This is a genomic window from Nocardia sp. NPDC050718 (assembly GCF_040654235.1).
Taxonomy (GTDB): Bacteria; Actinomycetota; Actinomycetes; order Mycobacteriales; family Mycobacteriaceae; genus Nocardia.
Map to the genome: position 1 here is coordinate 551,589 of NZ_JBFAHQ010000003.1, position 22,661 is coordinate 574,249.

General features: G+C 71.7%; 16 protein-coding genes and 1 tRNA gene. 8 read left to right on the top strand and 9 right to left on the bottom strand.

Features of this window, described 5'->3' with window-relative positions; genetic code table 11:
• Positions 1-62 precede the first annotated feature (62 nt).
• Both AB0H54_RS17040 and AB0H54_RS17045 read right to left on the bottom strand, forming a co-directional pair.
• The gene (locus AB0H54_RS17040; protein WP_357346334.1) at positions 63-3,278 is read right to left on the bottom strand and encodes a carboxyl transferase domain-containing protein; all 3,216 of its coding nucleotides are present in this window, start codon (positions 3,276-3,278) and stop codon (positions 63-65) included.
• A complete protein-coding gene (locus tag AB0H54_RS17045) occupies positions 3,275-3,898 on the bottom strand; it encodes a TetR/AcrR family transcriptional regulator (RefSeq protein WP_357346335.1) in 624 nt (207 codons plus the stop codon). The genes AB0H54_RS17040 and AB0H54_RS17045 overlap by 4 nt, the downstream gene beginning before the upstream one ends.
• Before the next feature lie 120 nt (positions 3,899-4,018).
• Here AB0H54_RS17045 and AB0H54_RS17050 point away from each other — a divergent pair.
• Positions 4,019-4,092, top strand: a tRNA-Asp gene (locus AB0H54_RS17050).
• Positions 4,093-4,144: 52 nt separating this feature from the next.
• Here the strand turns inward: AB0H54_RS17050 and AB0H54_RS17055 are convergent.
• Genes AB0H54_RS17055 through AB0H54_RS17065 form a run of 3 tightly spaced genes read right to left on the bottom strand, consistent with a single transcriptional unit; the run spans position 4,145 to position 6,771 of the window.
• Positions 4,145-5,179, bottom strand: coding sequence for a hypothetical protein (locus AB0H54_RS17055; protein ID WP_357346336.1), 1,035 nt, complete (start codon positions 5,177-5,179; stop codon positions 4,145-4,147).
• A 9-nt stretch (positions 5,180-5,188) separates the two neighbouring features.
• Positions 5,189-6,463 (bottom strand): hypothetical protein, encoded by a 1,275-nt coding sequence (locus AB0H54_RS17060; RefSeq protein ID WP_357346337.1) that lies wholly within the window; start codon positions 6,461-6,463, stop codon positions 5,189-5,191.
• Positions 6,463-6,771 (bottom strand): hypothetical protein, encoded by a 309-nt coding sequence (locus AB0H54_RS17065; RefSeq protein WP_357346338.1) that lies wholly within the window; start codon positions 6,769-6,771, stop codon positions 6,463-6,465. Before AB0H54_RS17065 ends, AB0H54_RS17060 begins: the two co-directional genes overlap by 1 nt.
• Before the next feature lie 154 nt (positions 6,772-6,925).
• On the opposite strand from AB0H54_RS17065, the gene AB0H54_RS17070 reads away from it, so the two are divergent.
• Positions 6,926-7,609 (top strand): GAP family protein, encoded by a 684-nt coding sequence (locus tag AB0H54_RS17070; RefSeq protein WP_357346339.1) that lies wholly within the window; start codon positions 6,926-6,928, stop codon positions 7,607-7,609.
• A 124-nt stretch (positions 7,610-7,733) separates the two neighbouring features.
• Positions 7,734-8,453, top strand: coding sequence for a polyprenol monophosphomannose synthase (locus AB0H54_RS17075; RefSeq protein WP_357346340.1), 720 nt, complete (start codon positions 7,734-7,736; stop codon positions 8,451-8,453).
• Between the two features lie 56 nt (positions 8,454-8,509).
• Here the strand turns inward: AB0H54_RS17075 and AB0H54_RS17080 are convergent, their stop codons facing one another.
• Positions 8,510-8,950, bottom strand: a complete 441-nt coding sequence (locus tag AB0H54_RS17080; protein WP_357346341.1) for a DUF6069 family protein — start codon at positions 8,948-8,950, stop codon at positions 8,510-8,512.
• A gap of 152 nt (positions 8,951-9,102) precedes the next feature.
• On the opposite strand from AB0H54_RS17080, the gene AB0H54_RS17085 reads away from it, so the two are divergent.
• The 3 genes from AB0H54_RS17085 to AB0H54_RS17095 all read left to right on the top strand — a co-directional run bounded on the left by AB0H54_RS17085 (position 9,103) and on the right by AB0H54_RS17095 (position 11,493).
• Entirely contained in the window at positions 9,103-9,654 is a 552-nt protein-coding gene (locus AB0H54_RS17085) for a hypothetical protein (RefSeq protein ID WP_357346342.1), read from the top strand.
• A gap of 80 nt (positions 9,655-9,734) precedes the next feature.
• The gene (locus AB0H54_RS17090; protein WP_357346343.1) at positions 9,735-10,295 is read left to right on the top strand and encodes a copper chaperone PCu(A)C; all 561 of its coding nucleotides are present in this window, start codon (positions 9,735-9,737) and stop codon (positions 10,293-10,295) included.
• On the top strand, positions 10,288-11,493 hold the full coding sequence (locus AB0H54_RS17095; RefSeq protein WP_357346344.1) for a Dyp-type peroxidase: 1,206 nt from the start codon (positions 10,288-10,290) through the stop codon (positions 11,491-11,493). The genes AB0H54_RS17090 and AB0H54_RS17095 overlap by 8 nt, the downstream gene beginning before the upstream one ends.
• Before the next feature lie 34 nt (positions 11,494-11,527).
• Here the strand turns inward: AB0H54_RS17095 and AB0H54_RS17100 are convergent, their stop codons facing one another.
• Together AB0H54_RS17100 and AB0H54_RS17105 are read right to left on the bottom strand one after the other, a co-directional pair.
• Positions 11,528-12,946 carry a 1-acylglycerol-3-phosphate O-acyltransferase gene (locus AB0H54_RS17100; protein ID WP_357346345.1) on the bottom strand — a complete coding sequence of 473 codons (1,419 nt, stop codon included), beginning with the start codon at positions 12,944-12,946 and terminating at the stop codon, positions 11,528-11,530.
• A complete protein-coding gene (locus AB0H54_RS17105) occupies positions 12,946-15,375 on the bottom strand; it encodes a glycerol-3-phosphate 1-O-acyltransferase (protein ID WP_357346346.1) in 2,430 nt (809 codons plus the stop codon). Before AB0H54_RS17105 ends, AB0H54_RS17100 begins: the two co-directional genes overlap by 1 nt.
• A gap of 166 nt (positions 15,376-15,541) precedes the next feature.
• Between AB0H54_RS17105 and AB0H54_RS17110 the strand changes: the two genes are divergently transcribed.
• The gene (locus AB0H54_RS17110) at positions 15,542-16,855 is read left to right on the top strand and encodes a salicylate synthase (protein ID WP_357346347.1); all 1,314 of its coding nucleotides are present in this window, start codon (positions 15,542-15,544) and stop codon (positions 16,853-16,855) included.
• Between the two features lie 51 nt (positions 16,856-16,906).
• Here the strand turns inward: AB0H54_RS17110 and AB0H54_RS17115 are convergent, their stop codons facing one another.
• Positions 16,907-18,526, bottom strand: coding sequence for an AMP-binding protein (locus AB0H54_RS17115; protein WP_357346348.1), 1,620 nt, complete (start codon positions 18,524-18,526; stop codon positions 16,907-16,909).
• A gap of 160 nt (positions 18,527-18,686) precedes the next feature.
• Here AB0H54_RS17115 and AB0H54_RS17120 point away from each other — a divergent pair, with 160 nt between their 5' ends.
• Positions 18,687-22,625, top strand: a complete 3,939-nt coding sequence (locus AB0H54_RS17120; protein WP_357346349.1) for an amino acid adenylation domain-containing protein — start codon at positions 18,687-18,689, stop codon at positions 22,623-22,625.
• The last annotated feature ends 36 nt before the right edge of the window (positions 22,626-22,661 follow it).

Consider the following 22,661-nt stretch of genomic DNA (forward strand, 5'->3'; position numbering starts at 1 on the left):
GTCAACTTCAAGTCTGTTCCGTCGACGCCGCCCAGGTGGGGTGGCCGAGCTGGGCGGGTGGCTTACGGCCGGGCCAGGGTGGCGATCCAGGCGCGGGTGTCGGCGGGGTCGATGACGTCGTCGAGTTCGAATCCGGTCGCCGCCGTGAGCGCCTTGCCCTGCTGATAGGCGAGGGTGAGCAGCTGCTGGAACAGGGTCTCGCGGGCGGCCGGGTCCGCGGCGGCGGCCAGCTCCTTGCGGAAGCCGAGGCGCACCGCGCCCTCGAGCCCCATCGGCCCGATCTCGCCGGTCGGCCAGGCGACGGTGAAGTCCGGCGCGCGGAAGTGCCCGGCCGCCATCGCCATCGCGCCGAGGCCGTAGCCCTTGCGCAGGATGATCGTGCCGAAGGGGACGCTCAGCCGGGCGCCGCGCACGAACAGGTCGCTGAACCGGCGCACCGTCGCGGTCCGCTCCGCGTCCGGGCCGACCATGAATCCCGGTGTGTCGCACAGGGCGACGACCGGCAGCCCGAACGCCTCGCACAGCCCGAGGAAGTCGCCCATCTTGTCGGCGGCCTCGGCATCGATGGCGCCGCCGAGGTGATGACTGCTGTTGGCCACCAGGCCGAACGGCACGCCGTCGACCCGGATCAGCGCGGTGACGATGCCGACCCCGTAGTCGGAGCGCAGTTCCAGGATCGAGTCGAGATCGGCGATCGCCTCGATCGCGCGGTGGATGTCGTAGGCGCGCAAGCGGTTCTCCGGCACCACGTGCCGGGCCAGGCGCGGGTCGGGCGCCGTGTAGTCCGCGATCGGGCCCTGGAAATAGCCGAGGTACTGCTTGGCCAGCGCGACCGCGTGCGCCTCGTCGCGGGCGACCAGGTCGACCACGCCGTTGCGTCGCTGGACCTCGATCGGCCCGATGTCCTCCGGGCGGTACACGCCGAGCCCGCCGCCCTCGATCATCGCCGGGCCGCCCATGCCGAGGTTGGCGTCGGGCGTCGCGATGATCACGTCGCAGACCCCTGCCAGGGCGGCGTTCCCGGCGAAGCAGCGCCCGGACACGATCGTCACCAGCGGCACCTGCCCGCGCAGCGCGGCGAGCGCGCGGAAGGTCGGCACATCCAGGCCCATGCCGGTCACGTCGGTGTCGCCGGGCCTGCCGCCGCCGCCCTCGGCGAACAGCACCACCGGCACCCGCTTGCGGGCGGCCAGGTCGAAGGCGCGGTCGGTCTTGGCGTGATTGTTCTTGCCCTGGGTGCCCGCGAGCACGGTGTAGTCGTAGGAGACCACCACCGCTTCGGCGGCCGCCCGGCCGAAGCGGTCGGCGCCGATGGTGGCCAGGCCGGTGATCAGGCCGTCGGCGGGGGTGTTGGCGATCAGGTCTTCCTCGGTGCGCCTGCTGCGCTGGGCGGCGACGGCCAGCGCGCCGTATTCGACGAAGCTGCCCGGGTCGACCAGGTCGGCGATGTTCTCCCTGGCCGTGCGGCGGCCGAGCCCGTGCCGCTTGGCCACCGCGTCCGGGCGGGATTCGTCCAGCGTGCCGAGGTGGCGCGCGCGGATCTCGTCGACATCGGCTCGCGAACGGCCGGGGTCCAGCTCGGCCTGCGCGCGGTCGGCGGCGTCGGCGCCGGTGCGGCTGACGATCACCAGCGGATCGCCGGGCGCGACCACCTGGCCCGGGTGGACCAGCACCCGGACAGTACGCACCGCGGCCGGCGCGGCGAGCACGTGCTGCATCTTCATGGCCTCGAGCACGAGCAGCTGTGCACCGGCCGCGATCTCGGCGCCCTCGCCGGTCACCTCGACCACGGTGCCCGCCAGGTGCGCCCGCACCGCGTCCTGCCCCGGATACAGCTCGACCGCCGCGGCCGCGACGTCCGGCCTGTCCGTTCCGGCCGCCGCGACCAGCGCGGGCAGGTGCTCGCCGAGAAAGCCGGTGGTGACCGTGCCGGTCTGGAATCGGTGGTCGCCGAGGACCTCCCGCAGGAAGCCGAGATTGGTGCGCGGGCCGTCGACGGTGAATTCGGCCAGCGCGGTGGCCGCCTTGCGCGCGGCGGCGGGGAAGGAATTCCCCCGGGTGCGCGTGATGACCTTGGCCAGCAGCGAGTCGTAGCGCGGGCTCGGGGTGAGGCCGGGGCGGCCGAAGGTGTCGACGCGCACGCCGGGGCCGGTCGGTGGGGCGAACGCGGTCAGCGTGCCCGCGGTCGGGACGGCCGACCCGTCGGCCGTCATCGTCTCCATGTTCACCCTGGCCTGGATCGCGATGCCGTCGGCGGTGGCGGGTGCGCCGTCGGATCGCGTTCCGTCGGACGCGATTCCGTTCGGCAGACCCAGCTCGGCGAACGCCGCGCCCCCGGCGATGGCCAGCTGTATCGCCACCAGGTCGACACCGGTCACCTCCTCGGTGACGGTGTGCTCCACCTGGATCCGCGGGTTCACCTCGAGGAAGACGAATCGCTCACCGGTGACCAGGAATTCGACGGTGGCGAGCCCGCGATAGCCGACCCGCGCGCACAGCCGGGCGGCCGCCTCGTGCAGGTTCCGGCGCAGGTTGTCCGAAAGTTCCTGCGCCGGGGCGATTTCGAGCAGCTTCTGATGCCTGCGCTGCACACTGCAATCCCGGTCGCCGAGCGCGAGCGCGGTGGTGCCGTCACCGGAAGGCGCGGCGACGATCTGCACCTCGATGTGCCGGGCGTCGGCGAGCAGTGCCTCGGCGAACACCGCCGGGTCGCCGAAGCCGAGTTCGGCCTCCGCGGCGCACTGTCGGTAGGCGTCGTCGATCTCCGCGGCCGTGCGGACCACCCGCATGCCGCGCCCACCGCCACCGGCCAGCGCCTTGATCATGATCGGGCCCGGCTGCGCCGCGAAGAACGCGCCGACCTCGGCGACCGTGCTCGCGCCGTCGGTGGCGGGCAGCACGGGGACGCCCGCGGCGACGGCGGTGCGCCGGGCCGCCGACTTGTCGCCGAACAGGTCGAGCACGGCCGGGTCGGGGCCGACGAAGGTGCGGCCCGCCGCCGCGCACGCCCTGGCGAACTCGGCGTTCTCGCTCAGGAAGCCGTAGCCGGGATGGATGAGTTCGGCACCGGATTCCTTGGCGGCGGCCAGGATCGCGGCCTGGTCGAGATAGGGCGCCGGGCCGGCACCGGCCAGGCCGATCGCCTCGTCGGCCGCGTGCACATTCGGATTGTCCGCGTCGTCCTCGGCGTAGACCGCCACGGTGCGCAGGCCGAGTTCGGCGGCGGTGCGGATGATGCGCAGGGCGATCTCGCCGCGATTGGCGATCAACAGGGTCACGTGGCGTCCTCGAGGTCGGCGAAGCCGATCAGCCGTTGGGCGATGGCGATGTGGTCGGTGACGAACTGTTCGCGCTGGTCCGGGCGGGCGCGGGCGGCGCCGATCAGCAGTGCGTCGGAGAGGGTTTCGACGATGCGTGGCAGCGGCGCGCAGGGGTCGATCTCGCCCTCGACACGTTCGAGAAACGCGGTGAACCGATGCCGCAGGCGCTCGCGCACCCGGGTCCATTGCGCGCCGATCGCCGGGTCGACATCGGCGCGATGCTCGATCAACGTCACCAGCGCGCCGTTGGCGAACACCGCCGCCGCGAAAGCCCGTGTGGTGGCGGCGATGACCGTCACCGGTGCGGTGACCTCGACGTCGACCACCAGCTGCGCGTCCAGGAACTGCGCGCACACCCGCTCGGTGATCGCCTGGAACACCTCGTCTTTGGAGGAGAAGTACGCGTAGAACGTCGCCCGCGAGACCCGCGCCCGCGTGGTGATCGTCTCCACCGAGGTCTGGTCGTACCCGAGCTCGGCGAAACACCCCGCCGCCGCGTCGAGCAACTCGCCCCGCCGCGGCCCGGCGCTGTCCTTGCGCGCCGACCTGGCCCGTTGCTGCGCCTCGCTGGTGGTCACCGCCCGAGTGTCGTTGACATTGACGTCAATGTCAACGCTCGGTCGACCGGCCCACCTGCACGATTACCGCCCGAACGCTTCCACGGGGTACAGTCCACCCTCGTTGTAGCGATACATCACGGCCCTGTGGCGCAGTTGGTTAGCGCGCCGCCCTGTCACGGCGGAGGTCGCGGGTTCGAGTCCCGTCAGGGTCGCAAACGAGATCCCCTCACCGATCATCGGTGAGGGGATCTCGCGTTTCCGGGGTCAGCGGCGGTGGTCGATGCTGGTGATGCGGTAGCGGCCGGGGGCCACTTCGGCGGTGCGCATGGTCTGCTGGATCTTCTCGATGGCCGTGTCGCCGGGCCACTGCTGCTGCACGGTGACGTTCCAGACGGTGGGGTCGGTGGAGTCGGCGCGGGTGATGTGGATGCAGTACTTGACGCCGGTCGGGAAGGTGGAAATTCCTGCGGCCAGGGCCGATTCGTCGCCGACGTGGGCGTCGTCGGTGACGTAGGTGCGGGCCTTGGCGGCGTCGCGGTCGACGTAGTAGCTGTACTCGAAGCCGAGGATCGCGCCCTGCGGGGTGGCGGTGTCGCCGCGTTCGGCGCTGATCGTGATGGACTGGCTGCGGAAGGATTCGCAGCCGGCCACCGCGTGCGCGGGCAGTGGCGGAACGGTGGTCGCGGTGGATCCCGTTGTCGGCGAACCGGACACGGACGCCTGCTTCGCCGCGACCGGCTTGTCGCCGGAGCCGAGGAAGATGTTCGCCGCCAGGCCGAGCACGACCACGAACACGAGCGCGCCGACGATCCCCTTCACCGCGGCGGCGGCTTTCGCCCGGCCGTTGGGGTCGTCGTAGCGTTCGTCGTCGTACTTCTTGCGCGGCCTGCGCGCGATCGGCCCGCCACCGCCGAAGTCCTTGAGGCGCGGCAGGACCGGCATCTCGACCCGGTCACCGCTCTGCTCGGTCGCGGTGGCGGTCGCCCAGTCGTTCCAGTCGACATCGTCGGTGCGGTGCGGCACCTCCTCGGCGGGCGCCTCGTCGTTCCAGTCGTTCCAGTCGCCGGTGAACCCGTCCTCCTCGGCGGCGGTGCGATAGATCGGCTCGGTCGGCGCGGTGGCGAGCACGCCGTCGGCCTCGTCGTAGTGCTCCGGCTCCGGCGGCGGCCACGTCTCGGGATTGGTGCCGATGGTCTGCGGCTCGGCCTCGCGCCGCCGCCTGCGCCGCCGTTTGCCCTGCGGACGACGGCGCGCCGGATCGGCGGGCGAGGAGAAATAGGCCCCGAACGGATTGTCCATCCGGTGCCCTTACGCGGTCGCCGGGACGACTCCCGGCTGCCCGTGCTTGGGCGCGGCCGACGGACGCTCGCTCTCCTGATCCTGTTGCGGACGGCTCGCCGGCGGAATCACGCCGGTCTGGCTCGGCTGCTGCTGCGCGGGCGCGGGCGCGGCGGGCGCCTGCTGCGGCTGCTCGACGACCGGCGACTGGCCCGAGGGCGCCGGTGTCGACGGGGCCGCGGGGGCGGGCTTGGTCGACGCGCCGTTGTTGTTGTTCGACGGCTCCGGCTTGGTGGTGGTGTCGCCGTTGCCGAGCCCGGCGAACAGGCCGCCGGAGTTGCCGCCGCCGTTGGTGGACGGTGTGGTCGGCGACGGTGTCGTGGTGGCCGGCGTGGTCGCGGTGCCGTCGGTGCCCGTTCCGGTCACATTCGCGGCGAGGGTGTCGATGCCGGTGGTCGCCAGGTCGGCGCCCGCGTCGATGCCGTGCATCGCGACCTCGGCGATCTTGTCGATCAGGTGCGTGCCGAAGGTGACGCCCGCGTCGATCGCCGCGGTGCCCAGCGCGACGCCACCGTCGATCAGCGCCTCCTGCAGCGCGATCTGGGCCGCCGTCGCCGGATCGGTCGTGGTGGTGTCGGTGTCGATGGTGTTCGTCGACGTGCCGCCGGTGCCGAGGACGTAGACCCCCGGCGACACCTCGACCGCGCCCGGCGGCACGGTGACGCCGTTGGTGCCGCCCAGATCGGAGGTGAGCTCCTTGGTGTTGCGGGTGTGCTCGTCCATCTCGGTGCTCGCGGTCCCGACGACGGTGACGGCCTCCTGGATCGCCTCCTCCGCGAGCTCGACGATCGCGTCCAGGTTGTTGCCGTTCACCGCGGGTGCGGCGGCCTTCGCCTTGGCGCGGAAGTCGGCGATGATCGCGTCGACCTTGGCCGCCGCGGTGGACTGGGTCGAATGCGCCTGGCCGAGCAGGGTACTGAGTCGCTGGCCGCGGTCGGCGGCCGCGGACACCTCGGTCGCGGTCTGGCGCAGGGCCGGGGTGGCCGGTGCGGCGGTGTCGGTCGACTCGAGCGCGTACAGGCCGAGCCGGTGCGGGTCCTCGGTCGCGCTGGTCGCGGTGCTCGCGGTGGTCAGCGCGCTGACCACGGTGGCGTCGGGGTCGGCGGAGGTGTTGGAGCCCAGCGATTTCCGCAGTTCCAGCAGCGGCACCTCCAGCAGCGCGACCACCGGCGCGATCTTCGCCTCGGCCTCCTCCTGGGTGGTCGTGCTCAGCGTGGTCTCGGTGACCAGGGATTTCGCGCGCATCACGCCACCTCGCTCTCGATCGCGACCAGGTCGCCGGCCAGCCCGGTATCGACCCCGGTGACATCGGCGCCGTACCGATTCAGGATGTCCTGATACGCGGTGACCAGATTCCCCGCGGTGCTCAACGTCGACGCGTGCGCTCCCGCGGCCGCCGTCCACGCGGCCGCGAATTCCTTCCCGAGCACCCCGAGTCCCGACAGGTCCACCCCCGCCGCCGTCGTCGTGCTGGTCGCCGCTTCTCCGAGTAGATCCGCGACCCGAGCGGCAGCGCGCTGATACGCGTCGAGCGCTGATGGGTCGAATGACATTTCCGCCACGATGCTCTTCCCCTTCACGATCGCGGGTGCTCGTCGGGCACTCCCGGCACGAAAAGCGTAACGAGATCGGCGCGGTTGTGGGTGGTACTGGGTCGGACCCACCGACCGGGACACGCGTGGCGCGGCGAGTAGGGTCGCGGGGGTCATGGGTGTCCTGTTGATCACGTTGCTGGGGTTTGCGGTGGTCGACGCGCTGGATGTGCTGTTGGTGGCGATCACGACGGCGGTGGTGGCGGACAGCCGGCTGGCGCGGCGGTCGCCCGTGGTGGGTGGGCTCAGTTTTCTCGGTGGCGTGTTCGCGGTGTCGGTGGCGTTCGGGATCGCGACGGTGCTCGGGATCGATTTCCTGGTCCGGTTGTTCGACTTCGAGCTGACACCGGTGCTGCGGTACTGGGGTGAGCTGCTGATCGGTGTGGTGCTGATCGCGGTGGCGGCGTTGCCGATGGATACGACGATGAGCGGCGGCGGGCGCTGGGTGCGGCCGGTGCGGAAGTATCCGTGGCTGATGGGGGTGGTCGGGGTCACGCTGGGGCTGGCGAAGGTGCCGACCTCGGTGCCGTACCTGGCCGCGCTGGCGCTGGTGTCGGCGCAGCGTCCGCTGCCGGTGGTGTGGCCGTTGATCGTGGTCGTCTATTGCGCGATCGCGCTGCTGGTGCCGCTGGTGGTGCTGGCGCTGGCCCTGCGCAAGACCCCGCGCGCCCGCCGGGTCTACCGGCTGCTGGTGCGGTGGATCACCCGCTACGGGCCGCCGGTGGTCCGGGTGTTGTTCGTCGTTTTCGGCGTCGTCCTGGTGGTCGACGCGCTGGTCCACGCCCGCCAGCTGTGGTGACGCGGCCACGGCCGCTCAGGTTCGCGTCAGGTCGATCGAGTACGGTCATAACGAATCGATGACATGCTCGCGCGCCCGTTCGGTGGGGCGCGGGGCGTAACCAGGTGAGCAGGGAGGGCGACCCTTGAGGGTTACCGTTGTTGTGCCGACCTACAACGAGCGGGAAAATCTGCCGGTGGCGGTGGAGCGGCTGACGGCACTGCCGGTTCCCGATCTGCACGTGCTGGTGGTGGACGACAACTCACCCGACGGCACGGGCGAGGTGGCCGACAAGCTGGCCGCCGAGCTGCCGAACGTGGTGGGCGTGCTGCACCGCACCGAGAAGGACGGCCTCGGCCGCGCCTACATCGCGGGCATCACCAAGGCCCTCGACGAGGGCGCCGACGTGGTGATCCAGATGGACGCCGACCTGTCGCACCCCGCCGAGGTGATCCCGGCCATGCTGGAGAAGCTGAGTTCCGCCGATGTCGGCGTCGTGCTCGGCTCCCGCTACGTGCCCGGTGGTTCGACCGCCGCGGAGTGGAAGTGGTACCGCAAGGCGCTCTCGGCCTGGGCCAACTTCTACGTGAACCTGATCCTGCGCCTCGGCGTGAAGGACGCGACCGCCGGCTTCAAGGCGTGGCAGGCCGACACCCTGCGCGCGATCGACGTGGCCTCGATCCGCAGCAACGGCTACTCGTTCCAGGTCGAGATGAACTACCGCGCGATCAAGAAGGGCTACACGATCGCGGAGGTGCCGATCCGTTTCGAGGAGCGCACCCTCGGCGCGTCGAAGATGAGCCTGAAGGTGCAGCTGGAGTCGGCGCTGATGCCGTGGAAGCTGCTGTTCGGCCGCTCGGTCTAGGACATACGGCGAAGGGCCCCACCGGTTTTCCGGTGGGGCCCTTCGTCATCTTCGGACTACCGAGTGGTGATGGTGCGACGCACGCCTTCCAGCGCGACCACGATGACCGGCACCAGCACCACGTGCATCACCGACAGCGCGATGGTGGAGGCGGTGTCGAAGTCGGCGTCGACGGTCATCGCGATCGTCGCGATCGACAGCAGCGATCCGACGACCGCCGCGACCCGCAACACCCCGGTCCACAGGTAGGACACCAGCACGGCGACGGTCAGGCCGATCAGCAGCGGCACGGTCGACATGAAGATCACGCCGCCGGGAGCGACGTCCATCACCTTGCCGCCGTCGGTGGTGATGAAGGATCCGCCCGCGGCCGCGCCGATGCCCCAGACGATCAAGTTCGCCACGACGGCGGCGACCACGCCACCCAGCACGGCGACGGGCCGGTTCAGCGCGGGCAGGGTCAGCGAGCGGGTGGCGGAGGCGGTGGTGGTGGTCATGATGTGCTCCCTCATTCGGTGGTGAGACAATCATCAAACCTAAACGTTCCTTGAGGTCAAGCCCACATCTGAATTCTTTTCGCCGGATCGATGAGACGCTGGTCATACGCCCTGCGCCCGGTTACTACGACAGTTGGTCGTAGCATGGCGGGGTGCGTTCACCGACGGATCACACCGCGCGCTTACGCGGCGCCGCGGTGGGTGCCGCGTCGGGTGCGGTCGCCGTCCTCGCGCACGGACTCGGTGGCGCGACCGCCGTTCCCAGTGGATCGTCGGTGGCCCTGTTGCTCGCCGCCTGCGCGCTGATCGGCGTCGTCGCCTCGGCCCTGCCGCGCGGGAACACGCCGCTGGCGACGATGGCGGTGCTCGCCGTCGGCCAGGGCATCGGGCACACCGCGCTCTCGCTGGGACACGCCCAGCATCACCACACCTTCTCCGCCGCCATGCTGCTCGCCCACCTGGTGGCGATCCCGGTGGGCGCGCTCGCGATCCGCGCCGCCGAGGTCGGGGTGCGGCGGGCGATCACCAGCGTGCGTCGGCTGGTCCGCGTGCTGGATGGGGTGTCGTCCCCGTCCGCGCGGCCGATTCCGCTACCGCGCGCCGACGATCGCGCGGTGCTGCGGCAACTCCTCCTGCGACCCGGAATCGGGCTGCGCGGTCCGCCCGCCGACGGCCACACCACCCTTCACCCCGTTCCGGCGTAGCCGCCGAAATCCGCCGTAGCCGCGGATGATTCGCCGTGCCGGTCCGGGTTCTCACCTCACCCGATGATCGGAGATCTTTCGTGTCCGTATTCCCGCGTACCCACCTGCGTTCGCCCCGCGCCGCCCGTCGGCTCGGCGCCGCGACCGCGCTGTCCGTCCTCGCCGTCTTCGCCACCGCCTGCGCGGATTCCGAGCAGGCGCCCGCCACCCCCGCCGCGGCGGGTGACCGGGTCACCATGAGCGATCAGTGGATCAAGGCCGCCGACTCCGGCATGTCCGCCGCCTTCGGCAATCTGCGGAACACCGGTGACGCGCCGGTGACCCTCGTCGCCGCGACCAGCCCCGCCTCGGACCGGGTCGAGATCCACGAGGTGGTCCCGGACAGCACCGGCGCCAAGACCATGCGTCCCAAGGCCGGTGGCATCACCATCCCCGCGCACGGTGAGGTGACGCTGAAGCCCGGCGCCGAGCACCTGATGTTCATGGATCTGAAGCAGCCGCTGCGCACCGGCTCGGAAACCTCGCTGACCCTGACCTTCGCCGACGGCTCGAGCACCGTCGTCACCGCGCAGGTGCGCGACTTCGCCGGCGGCAAGGAGAACTACGCGCCGGGCACCGAGAACTCCTCGCACGGTGGCTGATCCGCATACCAAGCTCTCCCGCCGGCGGTTGCTCGGCGGGGGAGCGGCGGCGGTCGGCGTGGTCGGCGCGGCCGGGATCGGCTGGGGCGCGGCCGGTCTCGCCGAGCGGGAGCCCGAACGAGACGACGCGCTCGAGGTCGTCCCGTTCTACGGCGCGCACCAGGCGGGCATCGAGACGACGCCACCCGGTCACGTCGCCTTCGCCGGCTTCGATCTGGCACCGGGCGTCGGCCGCGAGGACGTCATCGGCCTGCTCCGGATCTGGACCGACGACGCGTCCCGGCTCACCCAGGGCCTGCCCGCGCTCGCCGACACCGAGCCCGAGCTGGCGGTCCGGCCCGCGTGCCTGACGATCACGGTCGGTTTCGGCCCCGAGCTGTTCACCGCCACCGGCCTGACCGCTCGTCGGCCGAGCTGGTTGCGGCAGCTGCCGCCGTACGCCATCGACCGGCTCGAACCCGCCTACACCGGCGCCGACCTGGTCCTCCAGGTCTGCGCCGAGGAGGCGACGACGGTCGCGCACGCGGTGCGGGTGCTGTCCAAGCACGTGAAGTCGCTGGTGACGGTGCGCTGGGTGCAGCGCGGTTTCCGGGACGCGCCGCGCGGGCAGACCATGCGCAATCTCATGGGCCAGGTCGACGGCACCGTCAACATCGCCCCGCGCACGGTCGACTTCGATCGGCTGGTGTGGGACGACGGCACCTCGGCGCCGTGGCTGGCGGGCGGCACCTCCCTGGTGCTGCGCCGCATCGCCATGGACCTCGACACCTGGGACGAGCTCGACGCCGACGGCCGCGAACTGACCGTCGGGCGCCGGGTGGCCGACGGCGCCCCGCTGACCGGCACGGCCGAACACGACGAGCCGGACCTGGCCGCCGTCGACCGCAACGGCATCCCGGTGATCCCGCCGTCGTCGCACGTCGCCAGGGCCAGGCACACCCATGACGGGGAGCGGTTCCTGCGCCGCGGGTACAACTACGACGAGGCGCCCGCCCCGGGGCAGGTGTCGAATTCGGGCCTGCTGTTCGTCGCCTACCAGCGCGATGTCGCCGCCCAGTACCTCCCGGTCCAGGCCCGGCTGGCGGAGTTCGACGCGCTGAACGAATGGACGACCCCGGTCGGCTCGGCGGTCTTCGCCATCCCGCCCGGCGTCCCCGGCCCCGGCCACTACCTGGGCCGGCAGCTGTTCGAGGGCTGAGGCCGAGTCCGGCCGGGCACCGACCCGGCCGGACTCAGCCGGCCTGCGGCCAGTCCAGCAGAGTGTTCTCGAACAGTCGGCGGACCCCTTCGACCTCGTCGTCCATGTCGGCGGGGTCCCAGCCGGAGACGTCGATCGGCGCCAGCACGGCGACGTCGACCAGGCCCGAACGGGCGATCGGTGAATCACGCCAGGCGATCTCGCCCGCGTTGCGGATCACCACCGGGATCACCGGGACACCCGCCTGGATGGCGATGTGGAAGGCGCCCTTCTTGAACGGGCCGACGCCGGGGGTATAGGACCGGGTGCCCTCCGGCGCGACGGCGATGGACAGCCCGTCGCGCAGGGTCGAGACCACCGGCGCCAGCGCGGCCTTGGCGCGTTCGGTGTCGGTGCGGTCGATGAAGGTGACGCCGACGAACCGCATGAGCGGGCCGAAGAGGGGATGGTTGGCGAGTTCCTTCTTGCCGATGCCGGTGACCGCGCCGTCGAGCACCTTGGGCACGATGATCACGTCGAACTGGCTCTGGTGGTTGAACAGGAACACCGCAGGGCGCGGGGAGCGGGCGTGTTCGGCCCCGACGACCCGCAGTTCCACGTCGATCGCCGCGAGGGTCGCGGTGGTGGCGTCGTGCATCAGCCCGTCGGCCATCGATTGCCGCTTGCGGGTGTAGGTCTTGCGCAGCACGCCGACCAGCGCGCCGCCGAGCAGCGCGGCGAATCCGGCGACCGTGCGCAGATAGTCGATGGGCTTGGGCGCGAGCCGGGGACGGAACGTCAGCGCGGGCCAGCCGCGGTCGGTGGCGATCCGCGCGAGTCCGGGGTCCGGGTCGACGACGGTCGGGATCTCGGCCAGGTCGAGCAGGGTCAGGTCGGTGATGCTGTCGGCGTAGGCGTAGCCGATCTCCACCTCGGCGGCGGCGGCGAATTCGGCCACCGCCTCGGCCTTCTCGACCCGCCACAGCGGCGCGCCGTCCGGCTGTCCGGTCACCAGCTCGTCACGCACCGCCAGCTGGGTGCACAGCACGTGGTCGATGCCGAGCCGCTCGGCGGCGGGTTGCACCTGGAAGCGGGTGAGCTCGCTGACCAGCACCACCGTGTGCCCGGCCAGCTGATGGGCGCGCACGAGCTGCCACGCCTCGGGGAACAGCCGACCGTAGATCTCCCGGCGGAAAGCGCTGCGGCCCAGCTCTTCCAGCTCGGCTTCCGACATCCCGGCCCAGGTGCGGTCGACGGCTTGCAGGAACCGGCCGAAGTCGCCGTCGCTGCCACCGCGCCGGATACCGCCGAGCAGCGCGGCCCGGCGGGCGTCACCACGGCGCAGCACCCGGCTGGCCAGGCCGCGACGGGGCAGCCCGTCGACGACGGTGCCGCCGAAATCGAAGACGGCGGCCACGCCCGGCCCCTGCGGACCCGTTCTGATCGCGGCGACGGCCTCGGCGAGGGTGCCCATCAGATCGTGGTCCGGTTCGACGGGTCGAGACTGGCCGCGCGCGCGATGCGATCACCGAGATCGCGCAGGCGTTCGGCGAATTCCAGTCTACGCGCGGTCAAGTCGTCCTCGGTGCCCTCGGCGGCGGGGCCGATGAGGCCGTGGTTGGCGGCCAGTTTCCAGGCGCTGGTGAACAATTCGGTCGACACCGATTCGGGGCTGTGCAGCCGCTGTTGCAGCAGCATCTGTTTGCCGACGGCCACGCACTCGTCGATGAACTCCTTGCGATCGATCGTCGCGTCGGCCGGGCGCGCGGCCAGTCGTTCGGCCACCACGAGCTGCGCGTCGAAGAACGAGCGCAGCACGCGATGGGCCATCACGAAGCCGGAATCGGTGAGGGCGCCGAGGAATTGGCGATCCAACCGGTCGTCGGGGGTGTTCTCGTCCCATTCCGGCACGATCAGCCGCACCTCGTCGATGATCTGCTCGGCGAACTCCTGGCGCTCGGGGAAGAAGAACTCGAACTTGAGCAGGTCGCGCAGCGCGAAGGCGGCCTTCCAGGCCGAGCGCAGCGGATCCTCGCCCGGTTCCTCGACGGCGGTGAGCGCGGCCAGCTCGAGGATCGCGCGGTTGACGAACCAGTGCACCGCGCTGTTGCGGTAGAACGCGGCCTCCAGGTGCGCACCGGGTTCGATCGCGTAGACCGGTTCCAGCCCACCGCGATACACGGTGACCACCCCGGCCAGCGCGAGCTGTTCCAGGACGACGCGCAGACCCTGTTCGTCGCGCAGCGTGGACAACTCGCCGCTGGGCAGGCCACGCTGGGCGATGTAGCCGAGCACCGGATCGACCACCGTGCGCACCTGCCCGAGGGTCAGCGCGCGCTCGTGCACGCCGAGCAGGGCCAGGGTGACCAGCGCGTTCACCGTGATCGGGGTGACCGCGTTGATCCCGACGGCGACGTCGAAGGCCAACCGCTGCACCGCTTTGCGCTCGGTCTCGCCCAGCGCCGACTCGTCGGGGACGCTGGTCGCGCCGGTGGTGGTGTCGCGCAGCGGGATGGTCAGCGGACGCTGGTCCATCGGATCGCCGTGCGCGCCGAGCCGTTCCCGCGCCGAGAGCGGTTCGCCGAACCGCACGTACACCCGACCCGCCGAATGCTGCTGGCTGCGGACGTATCTGGCGAGCCAGGCGATGCCCTCCGGCTTCTTCTTGCCGCCGGACTGCTCGCTCGCGATCGCCCCCAGCTCGTTGAGCCGCTCGTAGGTGATCGACACCGGCACCAGCAGCACGTCCTCGACCCGACGCGAACGCACCGCGGCGGCAAGGTAATTGAGCAGGCCGTAGCGCGGCGGGCGCAGCTTGCCGGTGCGGGTGCGCCCGCCCTCGAAGTACCACTCCATGTTGAAGCGCTTGGCCAGCAGGTAGGCGAAGTACTCCTCGACGACGGCCTTGTACACCTCGTCGTCGCCGAAACTGCGGCGGATGAACACCGTTCCGGTGCGCCGGGCGATCGGGCCCATCGGCCAGAAGTTCAGGTTCGCGCCGCCGATCACGTGATTGGGCGGGAAGTCGTTGCGCGCCAGCACGTCACCGAGGACGAACGCGTCGACGTAGGACCGGTGCGAGGGCAGGAACACCAGCGGGTACTTGCGGTTGAGCTTGCGCAGCGCGTCCAGGCCGTGCAGGTCGGTGTCGACCTTCCAGGTCGAGGCGTGCACCGGCCGCATGGCCTGGGTGAACAGGTCCGAGACCAGCCTGCTCTGCGCGGCGACGAGTTCGCGCAGCGCCTTCTCCGCGTTGCGGTACACCTGGTCGGGCTCGGAGCCGATCTCCTCGGCGATGTAGTCGAGTTTGCGCTGGAACTCGGGGGAGTCGAGGATCTCCTCGGCCACCAGCTGCGGCACCTTGTAGCGGTCGCCGATGACGGTGCGCTCGGCCCGCTCCAGCGCGACGACCGCCGCGCGCACCACCGACCGCGCGAACGGATCGGCCGTGCCCGCGCGCAGCAGGGCGGCGGCCTCGGGGTTGTTGGTGCGCAGTTCGCTGAGCCGGGCGGGCGCGCCGACCAGCACCCGGTGCCGGTCGGGTTCGGTGCGCAGCAGCCTGCGCTGGGCCAGCCGATTGGGCTTGCGCGGGTTGGTGAGCAGGGCCAGATCGGCGAAGGTGACCCGGCGGACGCCATCGCGCTCGGGCGGTAGCCACAGCACCCGGACCGGGACGACGAGCGGGTCGTCGTGCCTGCCGACCAGGCGTTTGGTGATCGCCTTCGCGTCGAGGTCGAGCTGGGTCACCGGGGCATCGGAGCCGATGTCGCGGGCCAGGCCGCCCTCGGCGATCCAGTTGCCGATCAGTTCGCGTTCGACGCCGGAGGCCGCGTCGACCAGGGCGACCACCGAGTCCGCCCCGGATCCCGTTCGCGGGCCGCGCCGCCCACCGATGTCGATCATCCCTCCATTCAAGCGGCAGATCCGCCTCGGCGCACCGAACTTGGGCTACCGCGCGTTGCGACGGCCGATCGGGGTGGCCTAGGTTACCCAATACTGGTCTGGCCAACCGACGAGGTAATGCTAACCTAACCCGAGAAAGTTAGGTCAGCATTACCTTGGAGGATCGTTGTCGTCGACGGAGCAGCCCGTACGGGTGGAGTATGTGACCGATCCAGCGGCAGCGATGGCCCGCCTGGCAGCGGCGGACCGTTTCGGTGAGTACGTGATGTACGAGCAGCCCGGGGAATGGGTGTTCGCCGCCGATCCGCTCGGCAGTGTGGAACTCGACGCCGGTGAGCTGCGCACGGTCTGGGGTGGGCAGACCACCGCGCGCGCGTGGACGGGCAGCCCCGCGCAGGTCGTCGACGCCGCGCTGGCCGAGCTGCCGCTCGACGGCCGCAACGCCTTCGGCTGGATCGGGTTCGAGTTCTGCGCCTACTCGCTGGAGGCCACCCGTTACCTGAACCAGCGGACCCCCCTCGCGCACCTGATGATCCCGCGGATCGAGGTGCGCATCGACGCCACCGGCGTGCGGATCAGCGGCGCCACCCCGAACGAGGCCTGCGATATCCACGACCTGATCGCCGCGTCGCAGGGCACCGACCTGCCGGTCGCGCACCCGGTCGACGTGCGCCCCGACCCGACGGACTACCAGGGCCGCGTCGCCGACGCGGTGGCCGAGATCCGTTCCGGCAGCTACCAGAAGGTCATTCTGTCGCGCAAGGTCGCGCTGCCCTTCGCGGTCGACGTGCCGGGCACCTATCGGCTCGGGCGGGCCAACAACACCCCCGCGCGCTCGTTCCTGCTGCGTCTCGGCGGGCTCGAGGCCGCCGGGTTCAGCCCGGAGCTGGTGGCCTCCGTCGACGACGATCGCATCGTCACCACCGAGCCGCTGGCGGGCACCCGCGCCTTCGGGCTCGGCGCCGCGGCCGACGACGCGGCCCGCACCGAACTGCTCGCCGATCCGAAGGAGATCGTGGAGCACGCGATCTCGGTGCAGACCTCCTTCGCCGAGATCACCGCGGTGGCCGTGCCCGGCACCCCCGCCGTCTCCGACTTCATGGCGGTGCGTGAGCGCGGCAGCGTGCAGCACCTGGCCTCGACCGTGCGCGGCACCCTCGCCGCCGACCGGACCAGCTGGGACGCGCTCGAGGTGCTGTTCCCGTCGGTGACCGCCTCCGGCATCCCCAAGCGCGAGGGCGTCGACTCCGTCTTCCGCAACGACCACGACCCGCGCGGCCTGTACTCCGGTGCGGTGGTGTGTGTCTCGCCGACCGGTGCGCTCGAGGCCACCCTGGTGCTGCGCGCCATCTACCAGACCGGTGCGGGCGCCTGGCTGCGTGCCGGCGCGGGCATCGTCGGGCAGTCGCGGCCGGAGCGCGAGTTCGAGGAGACCTGCGAGAAGCTGGGCAGCGTAGCGCCTTACGTCGTCAAGGCTTGAGACAGCAGAACGGCGGCTCACCTTTCGGTGGGCCGCCGTTGCGCGTTCCGGTCAGCCGTGCAGCGCGCGCAGGGCCTTCTTGTCGATCTTGCCGACCGCGGTGATCGGGAGTGCATCCGCCTGGCGGACCACGTCGGGCAGCTTGTAGGTGGCCAGGCCACGCTCGGTGAGGAAGGTCTTGATCTCGCCGAGGCTGGGCAGCTCGCCCGTGACGACCAGGACGACGCACGCCTTCTCGCCGAGCGAGGCGTCGGGCAGGCCGACCGCGGCCGCGTGCCGGACGGCGGGGTGGGCGAGCAGGTGCTCCTCGAGTTCGTCGCAGGAGATGTTCTCGCCGCCGCGGTTGATCACGTCCTTGATCCGGCCGCTGACCACCAGGTGCCCGCTGGGCAGCTGCCGCACGAGATCGCCGCTGCGGTAGTAGCCGTCGGGGGTGAAGGCGCGGGCGTTGTGCTCGGGCGCGCGGTAGTAGCCGCGCAGCGTGTACGGGCCGCGGGTGAGCAGTTCGCCCTCTTCGCCGGGCGCGACGTCGTTGCCGTCGGCGTCGACGACGCGCAGTTCGTCGGCGGGGGAGAGCGGGCGGCCCTGGGTGGTGTAGACCAGCTCGTCGTCATCGTCGAGGCGGGTGTAGTTGAGCAGGCCCTCGGCCATGCCGAACACCTGCTGGAGGCGGCAGTGCAGCGCGGGCTCCACGTCGCGGGCATTGACCTCGGCCAGGCGCGCGCCGCCGACCTGGAGCAGGCGCAGCGAGCTCAGGTCGGCGTCCTCCCATTCGACCGCGGCGCTCCACAATTGGGCCAGCGGCGGGACGACGGCGGTGACGGTGACGCCGTGCCGCTCGATCGCGGCGAAGGCCGCCTCCGGGCTCGGGTCGAGAGTGAAGGCGATCGCGCCGCCGGTCGCGACGACACCGAGGATGCCGGGGCAGGCCAGCGGGAAGTTGTGCGCGGCGGGCAGGGTCGCGAGGTAGACGTCGTCGCTGGTGAGTTCGCAGACCGCCGCGCTGGCGGTCGCGTTGTAGGCGTAGTCGTCGTGGGTGCGGGCGATCAGCTTGGGCAGGCCGGTGGTGCCGCCGGAGACCAGCATCAGCGCGATCTCGGACGGGTCGACCGCCGGCAGCGACGTGCCGTCGGCCGCGATCGAATCCAGCGCGGTGAACTCGCCCGGGTCGCCGGCGACGAGGACGTGGCGCAGGCTCGGGACGGCCGCGCGCACGGTGGCGGCGAGCTCGCGGTAGTCGAAATCGGCCAGGGTGTCGGGGATCAGGTAGGCAACGGCGCCGGAGAGCGCGGCCAGGTGCTCGATCTCGGCGCGGCGGTGCGCGGGCAGCGTCAGCACCGGGATGATGCCTGCTCGCAGCAGACCGAACAGGGCGGTGGCGAACTCCGGGATGTTCGGCAGCTGGACGACCACCCGGTCGCCGGGGTTGATGCCGAGCGCGAGCAGGCCGTGCGCCATCCGGTCGGCGGCGGCGTCGAGTTCGGCGTAGGTCCGCGCGCCCTCGTCGGTCAGGATCGCGGGCCGGTCCGGCCCGCTGCGGGCGGAGTCGCGCAGGAGGTCACCGAGGGTTCGTCCGGCCCAGTAGCCGTCGGCGCGGTACTGCTGTGCGGCGGCCTCGGGGAAGGGGACGTAGCCCTCGCGATGGTCTGCTGCGGCTGATGTCGACGTCACGTTCTGCCTCGCTGCTCTGGCCGGTAGTGCGGTGGTTCGGCGCCCGCGTCGCAGGCTACCCTTGCATAGGTTAGGCAACCCTATCTCAATGGAGTAGGCTGCCGCCGAGCAGTACCGAAATCCGTCCGGCCCGGACGGCGAGCAAGGAGTGAACCGGCAGATGGACACAGCCCCCGCAGGCGTCGTGATCGACCGCGCCGAGATCCGTGCCGCGATCGCCCGCCAGCTCGAGCTCACGCCCGAAGACGTCGCCGACGCCACCGACCTGATCCAGCTCGGCCTGGACTCGATCCGCACCATGAAGCTCGCCGGTGGCTGGCGCAAGCGCGGCATCGCGGTGAACTTCGCGCTGCTGGCGGCCCATCCGACGGTCGACGCCTGGTACGCCTTACTCAACGGCGCCGACCCCGACGAACTCGAGGCCGGGCCCGTCGCGCCGCAACCGCTCGCGGAGGGCGGGACGCAGGCCGGCGCGAGCGCCGACCTGCCCGCAGGCCCCAGCGACGCGGCCGCATCCGGAGCCGCACGGCCCGCCGACGGCAGCCCGGCTGTGCCCGCCGACGGCAGCCTGGTTGTGCCCGACGGCAGCCCGGTTGTGCCCGACGGGGGCTCGGTCGTGCCAGACGGCGGCCCGGCTGTGGCCGACGGCGGCTCGGCCGTGGGCGGCGACTTCGGCACGCCCGCAGGCGAATTCGCGATCGTGCCCGACGACGGCACCCCGTTCGCGCTGGCCCCGATGCAGCACGCGTACTGGATCGGCCGGTCCGACGCGCAGGAACTCGGCGGCGTCGCCGCGCACCTCTACGTCGAATTCGACGGTGCCGATGTCGATCCCGAGCGCCTCGAGCGGGCCGTCGAGCAGCTGCTGGCGCGGCACCCCATGCTGCGCACCCGATTCCTGCCCGACGGCACCCAGCAGACCCTCGACCGTCCGGGCCGCGCCGTGTACAGCGTCACCGATCTCCGCGAATCCGCCGCCGACGAGGCCGAGCTGCGGCTCGAGGAACTGCGGACCGCGCGCACCCATCAGCGGATGGCGGTGCAGGACGGTCAGGTGATCGATATCGCGCTGACCCGCCTGGCCGACGGCCGCACCCGCCTGCACCTCGATGTCGACATGCTCGCCGCCGACGCGATGAGCTACCGCGTCCTCGTCACCGACCTGGCCCGGCTCTACCACGGCGAACAGCTGCCGCCCCAGGACTACACCTTCCGGCAGTACCTGGCCGAGCACCCGGCGGGCACCGGCGACGAGCACGCCCGCGACCGCGCCTGGTGGCAGGACCGCCTGTCCCAGCTGCCCGGCTCGCCAGAACTGCCACAGTCCCAGCACCTCTCGGACCCGAGCCGGACCGTCCGCCTGCACCGCTGGCTGTCCCCGCAGGCCAAGGCCCAGGTCTTCGACGCCGCCCACGCGCGCGGCATCACCCCCGCGATGGCGCTGGCCTCGGTGTTCGCCGAGACCATCGGCGGCTGGTCGGCGCAGCGCCGGTTCCTGCTGAATCTGCCGCTGTTCCACCGGGAACCGGTGCACCCGCAGGTCGACGGCGTCGTCGGCGACTTCACCTCCTCGGTGCTGCTCGAGGTCGACGTCACCGAGCCCGCCACCGTCGCCGACCGGGCCCGCGCCCTCCAGCAGCGGCTGCACGAGGCGGGCGCGCACTCGGCCTATTCCGGCCTGGAAGTGCTGCGTGACCTGGGCCGTCACCGCGGCGAGCCGGTGCTCGCCCCCATCGTCTACACCAGCGCGCTGAACCTGGGCGAGCTGTTCGCCGACACCGTCACCGACACCTTCGGCGAGCCGGTCTGGATCATCTCCCAGGGTCCGCAGGTGCTGCTCGACGCCCAGATCACCGAGGTCCGCGGCGGCCTGCTGCTCAACTGGGACATCCGCGAATCCGCCTTCCCCGCCGGCATGGTCGAGGCCATGTTCGCCCGCTACATCGATGCGATCGAGCGGCTCGGCGGCCAGAGCACCACACTGGACGGTGCCGAGTCGGCATCGGGCGATGCGGGTTCGATCGCGGCAGCCACGCAGGCGGGGCCGATCGGTGTCGGCGTTGCGGGCCGAGCGCCGTCGACGGGTGGTGCGGCGAGCGCGACCGAGCCGGTGTCGAGTGTGGACCTCGCGTCCGCTGCCGCGGACCGCCGCGGACGAACCGCGGCGCCGGTCGGCGACGCCGGCTGGCAAGCCGAGGCTGGTGTGCGAATTCCCGTGGAGCAGGCCGCGACTCGTGCTCGCGTCAACGCCACGACCGGTCCGGTCAGCGGTGGCCTGCTGCACACCGGCTTCTTCGCCAACGCCGCCACCAATCCGTCCGCGCCCGCGGTGCTCTGGGAGCCCGCCGGGCAGCTGACCTACGGCGAACTGGCCGCCGACGCGCTGGCCGTGGCCGGTGCGCTGCGGGAAGCCGGTGTGGCGCCAGGTGATTCGGTGGCCGTGCAGCTGCCGAAGGGGCCGGATCAGGTCGTCGCGGTGCTCGGTGTGCTCGCGGCGGGCGCGGTGTACGTGCCGATCGGCTTCGATCAGCCCGCCGCCCGACGCGCGGAGATCCTGCGCACCGCCGACTCGGTCGCGGTGCTCACCGTCGGTGGCGCGCTGATTCCCGACGCGCGTGCGATCGATCTGGCCGAGGCCCGCAATCACGCGGAACCGTTGGCGCGCCCCGTCTTCGGTGATCCGGAGAACATCGCCTATGTGCTGTTCACCTCCGGCTCGACGGGCAAGCCCAAGGGCGTCGAGGTGCCGCATCGCGCCGCGATGAACACCATCGACGATCTCAACGAGCGCTTCGGCCTCGGCGCGGACGATCGGGCGCTGGCCCTGTCCGCGCTGGAGTTCGACCTGTCGGTCTACGACATCTTCGGCCTGCTCGCCGTCGGCGGCGCGGTCGTCGCCGTGGACGACACCCAGCGCGCCGACCCGGCCCGGTGGGTGGAACTGATCGGCCGCCACCGGGTGTCGATGCTCAACTGCGTCCCGAGCCTGCTCGACATGCTGCTCACCGCGGCGGCGGGCGCGGCGCTGCCGTCGCTGCGCACGGTGATCCTCGGCGGCGACTGGGTCGACGTGGCCCTGCCCGCGCGCCTGGCCGCCGTCGCGCCGGAGTGCCGGTTCGCCGGTCTCGGCGGCGCCACCGAGACCGCGATCCACTCGACCATCTGCGAGGTCGTCGACGCGCAGGTGCCCGCCGAGTGGAGCGCGGTGCCCTACGGCACTCCGCTGCGCAATGTGCGCTGCCGCGTCGTCGGCCCCGCGGGCAACGACTGCCCCGACTGGGTGACCGGTGAGCTGTGGATCGGTGGGGATGGTGTCGCCGCCGGCTACCGCGCCGATCCGGAGCGCACCGCCGACCGGTTCGTCACCCACGAGGGTGTGCGCTGGTACCGCACCGGTGACCTGGCCCGCTATCTGCCCGACGGCGGCCTGGAATTCCTCGGCCGCGCCGATCACCAGGTCAAGATCCGGGGCTACCGGGTGGAGCTGGGCGAGGTGGAGAGCGCCCTGCGCGCGGTTCCCGGCATCCGGCACGCGGTCGCGGCCGTGGTCGGCGCCGCGGCACCGAAGCTGGTCGCCGCGATCGTGGCGACCCCGGACGCCGCCATCGATGTCGACGCCGTGCTGGCCGCGACCGCCGAGCTGGTGCCCGCCTACATGGTCCCGACCCGGCTGGAACTGCTCGCCGAGCTCCCGCTCACCTCCAACGCCAAGCCGGACCGCAAGGCGGTGCGCGCGGTGCTGGAGCGCAACGAGGCGGCCGTCGAGTTCGTCGCGCCGCGGACCGAGCTCGAGCGCGCGCTCGCCGCGGTGATCGGCGAGGTGCTGGCGACCGAGCGGATCGGCGTCACCGACGACTTCTTCGCCCTCGGCGGCGACTCGGTGCTCGCCACCACCGCCGTCGCCCGCGTCCGCGAGTGGCTCGACGCCCCCGACACCGTGGTCGCCGACCTGTTCACCGCGCGCGATATCGCCGGGCTGGCGGCGCGCATGCTCGAGCGCGAAGCCGCCGCGGGCACCACCGGCAGGCTCGACGCGGTCGCCACGATGTACCTCGAGGTCGCCGCGATGACCGACGAGGAGATCCTCGCGCAGTCCTGACGACGAGAGCCGGTGCGAACCACGCACCGGCTCTTG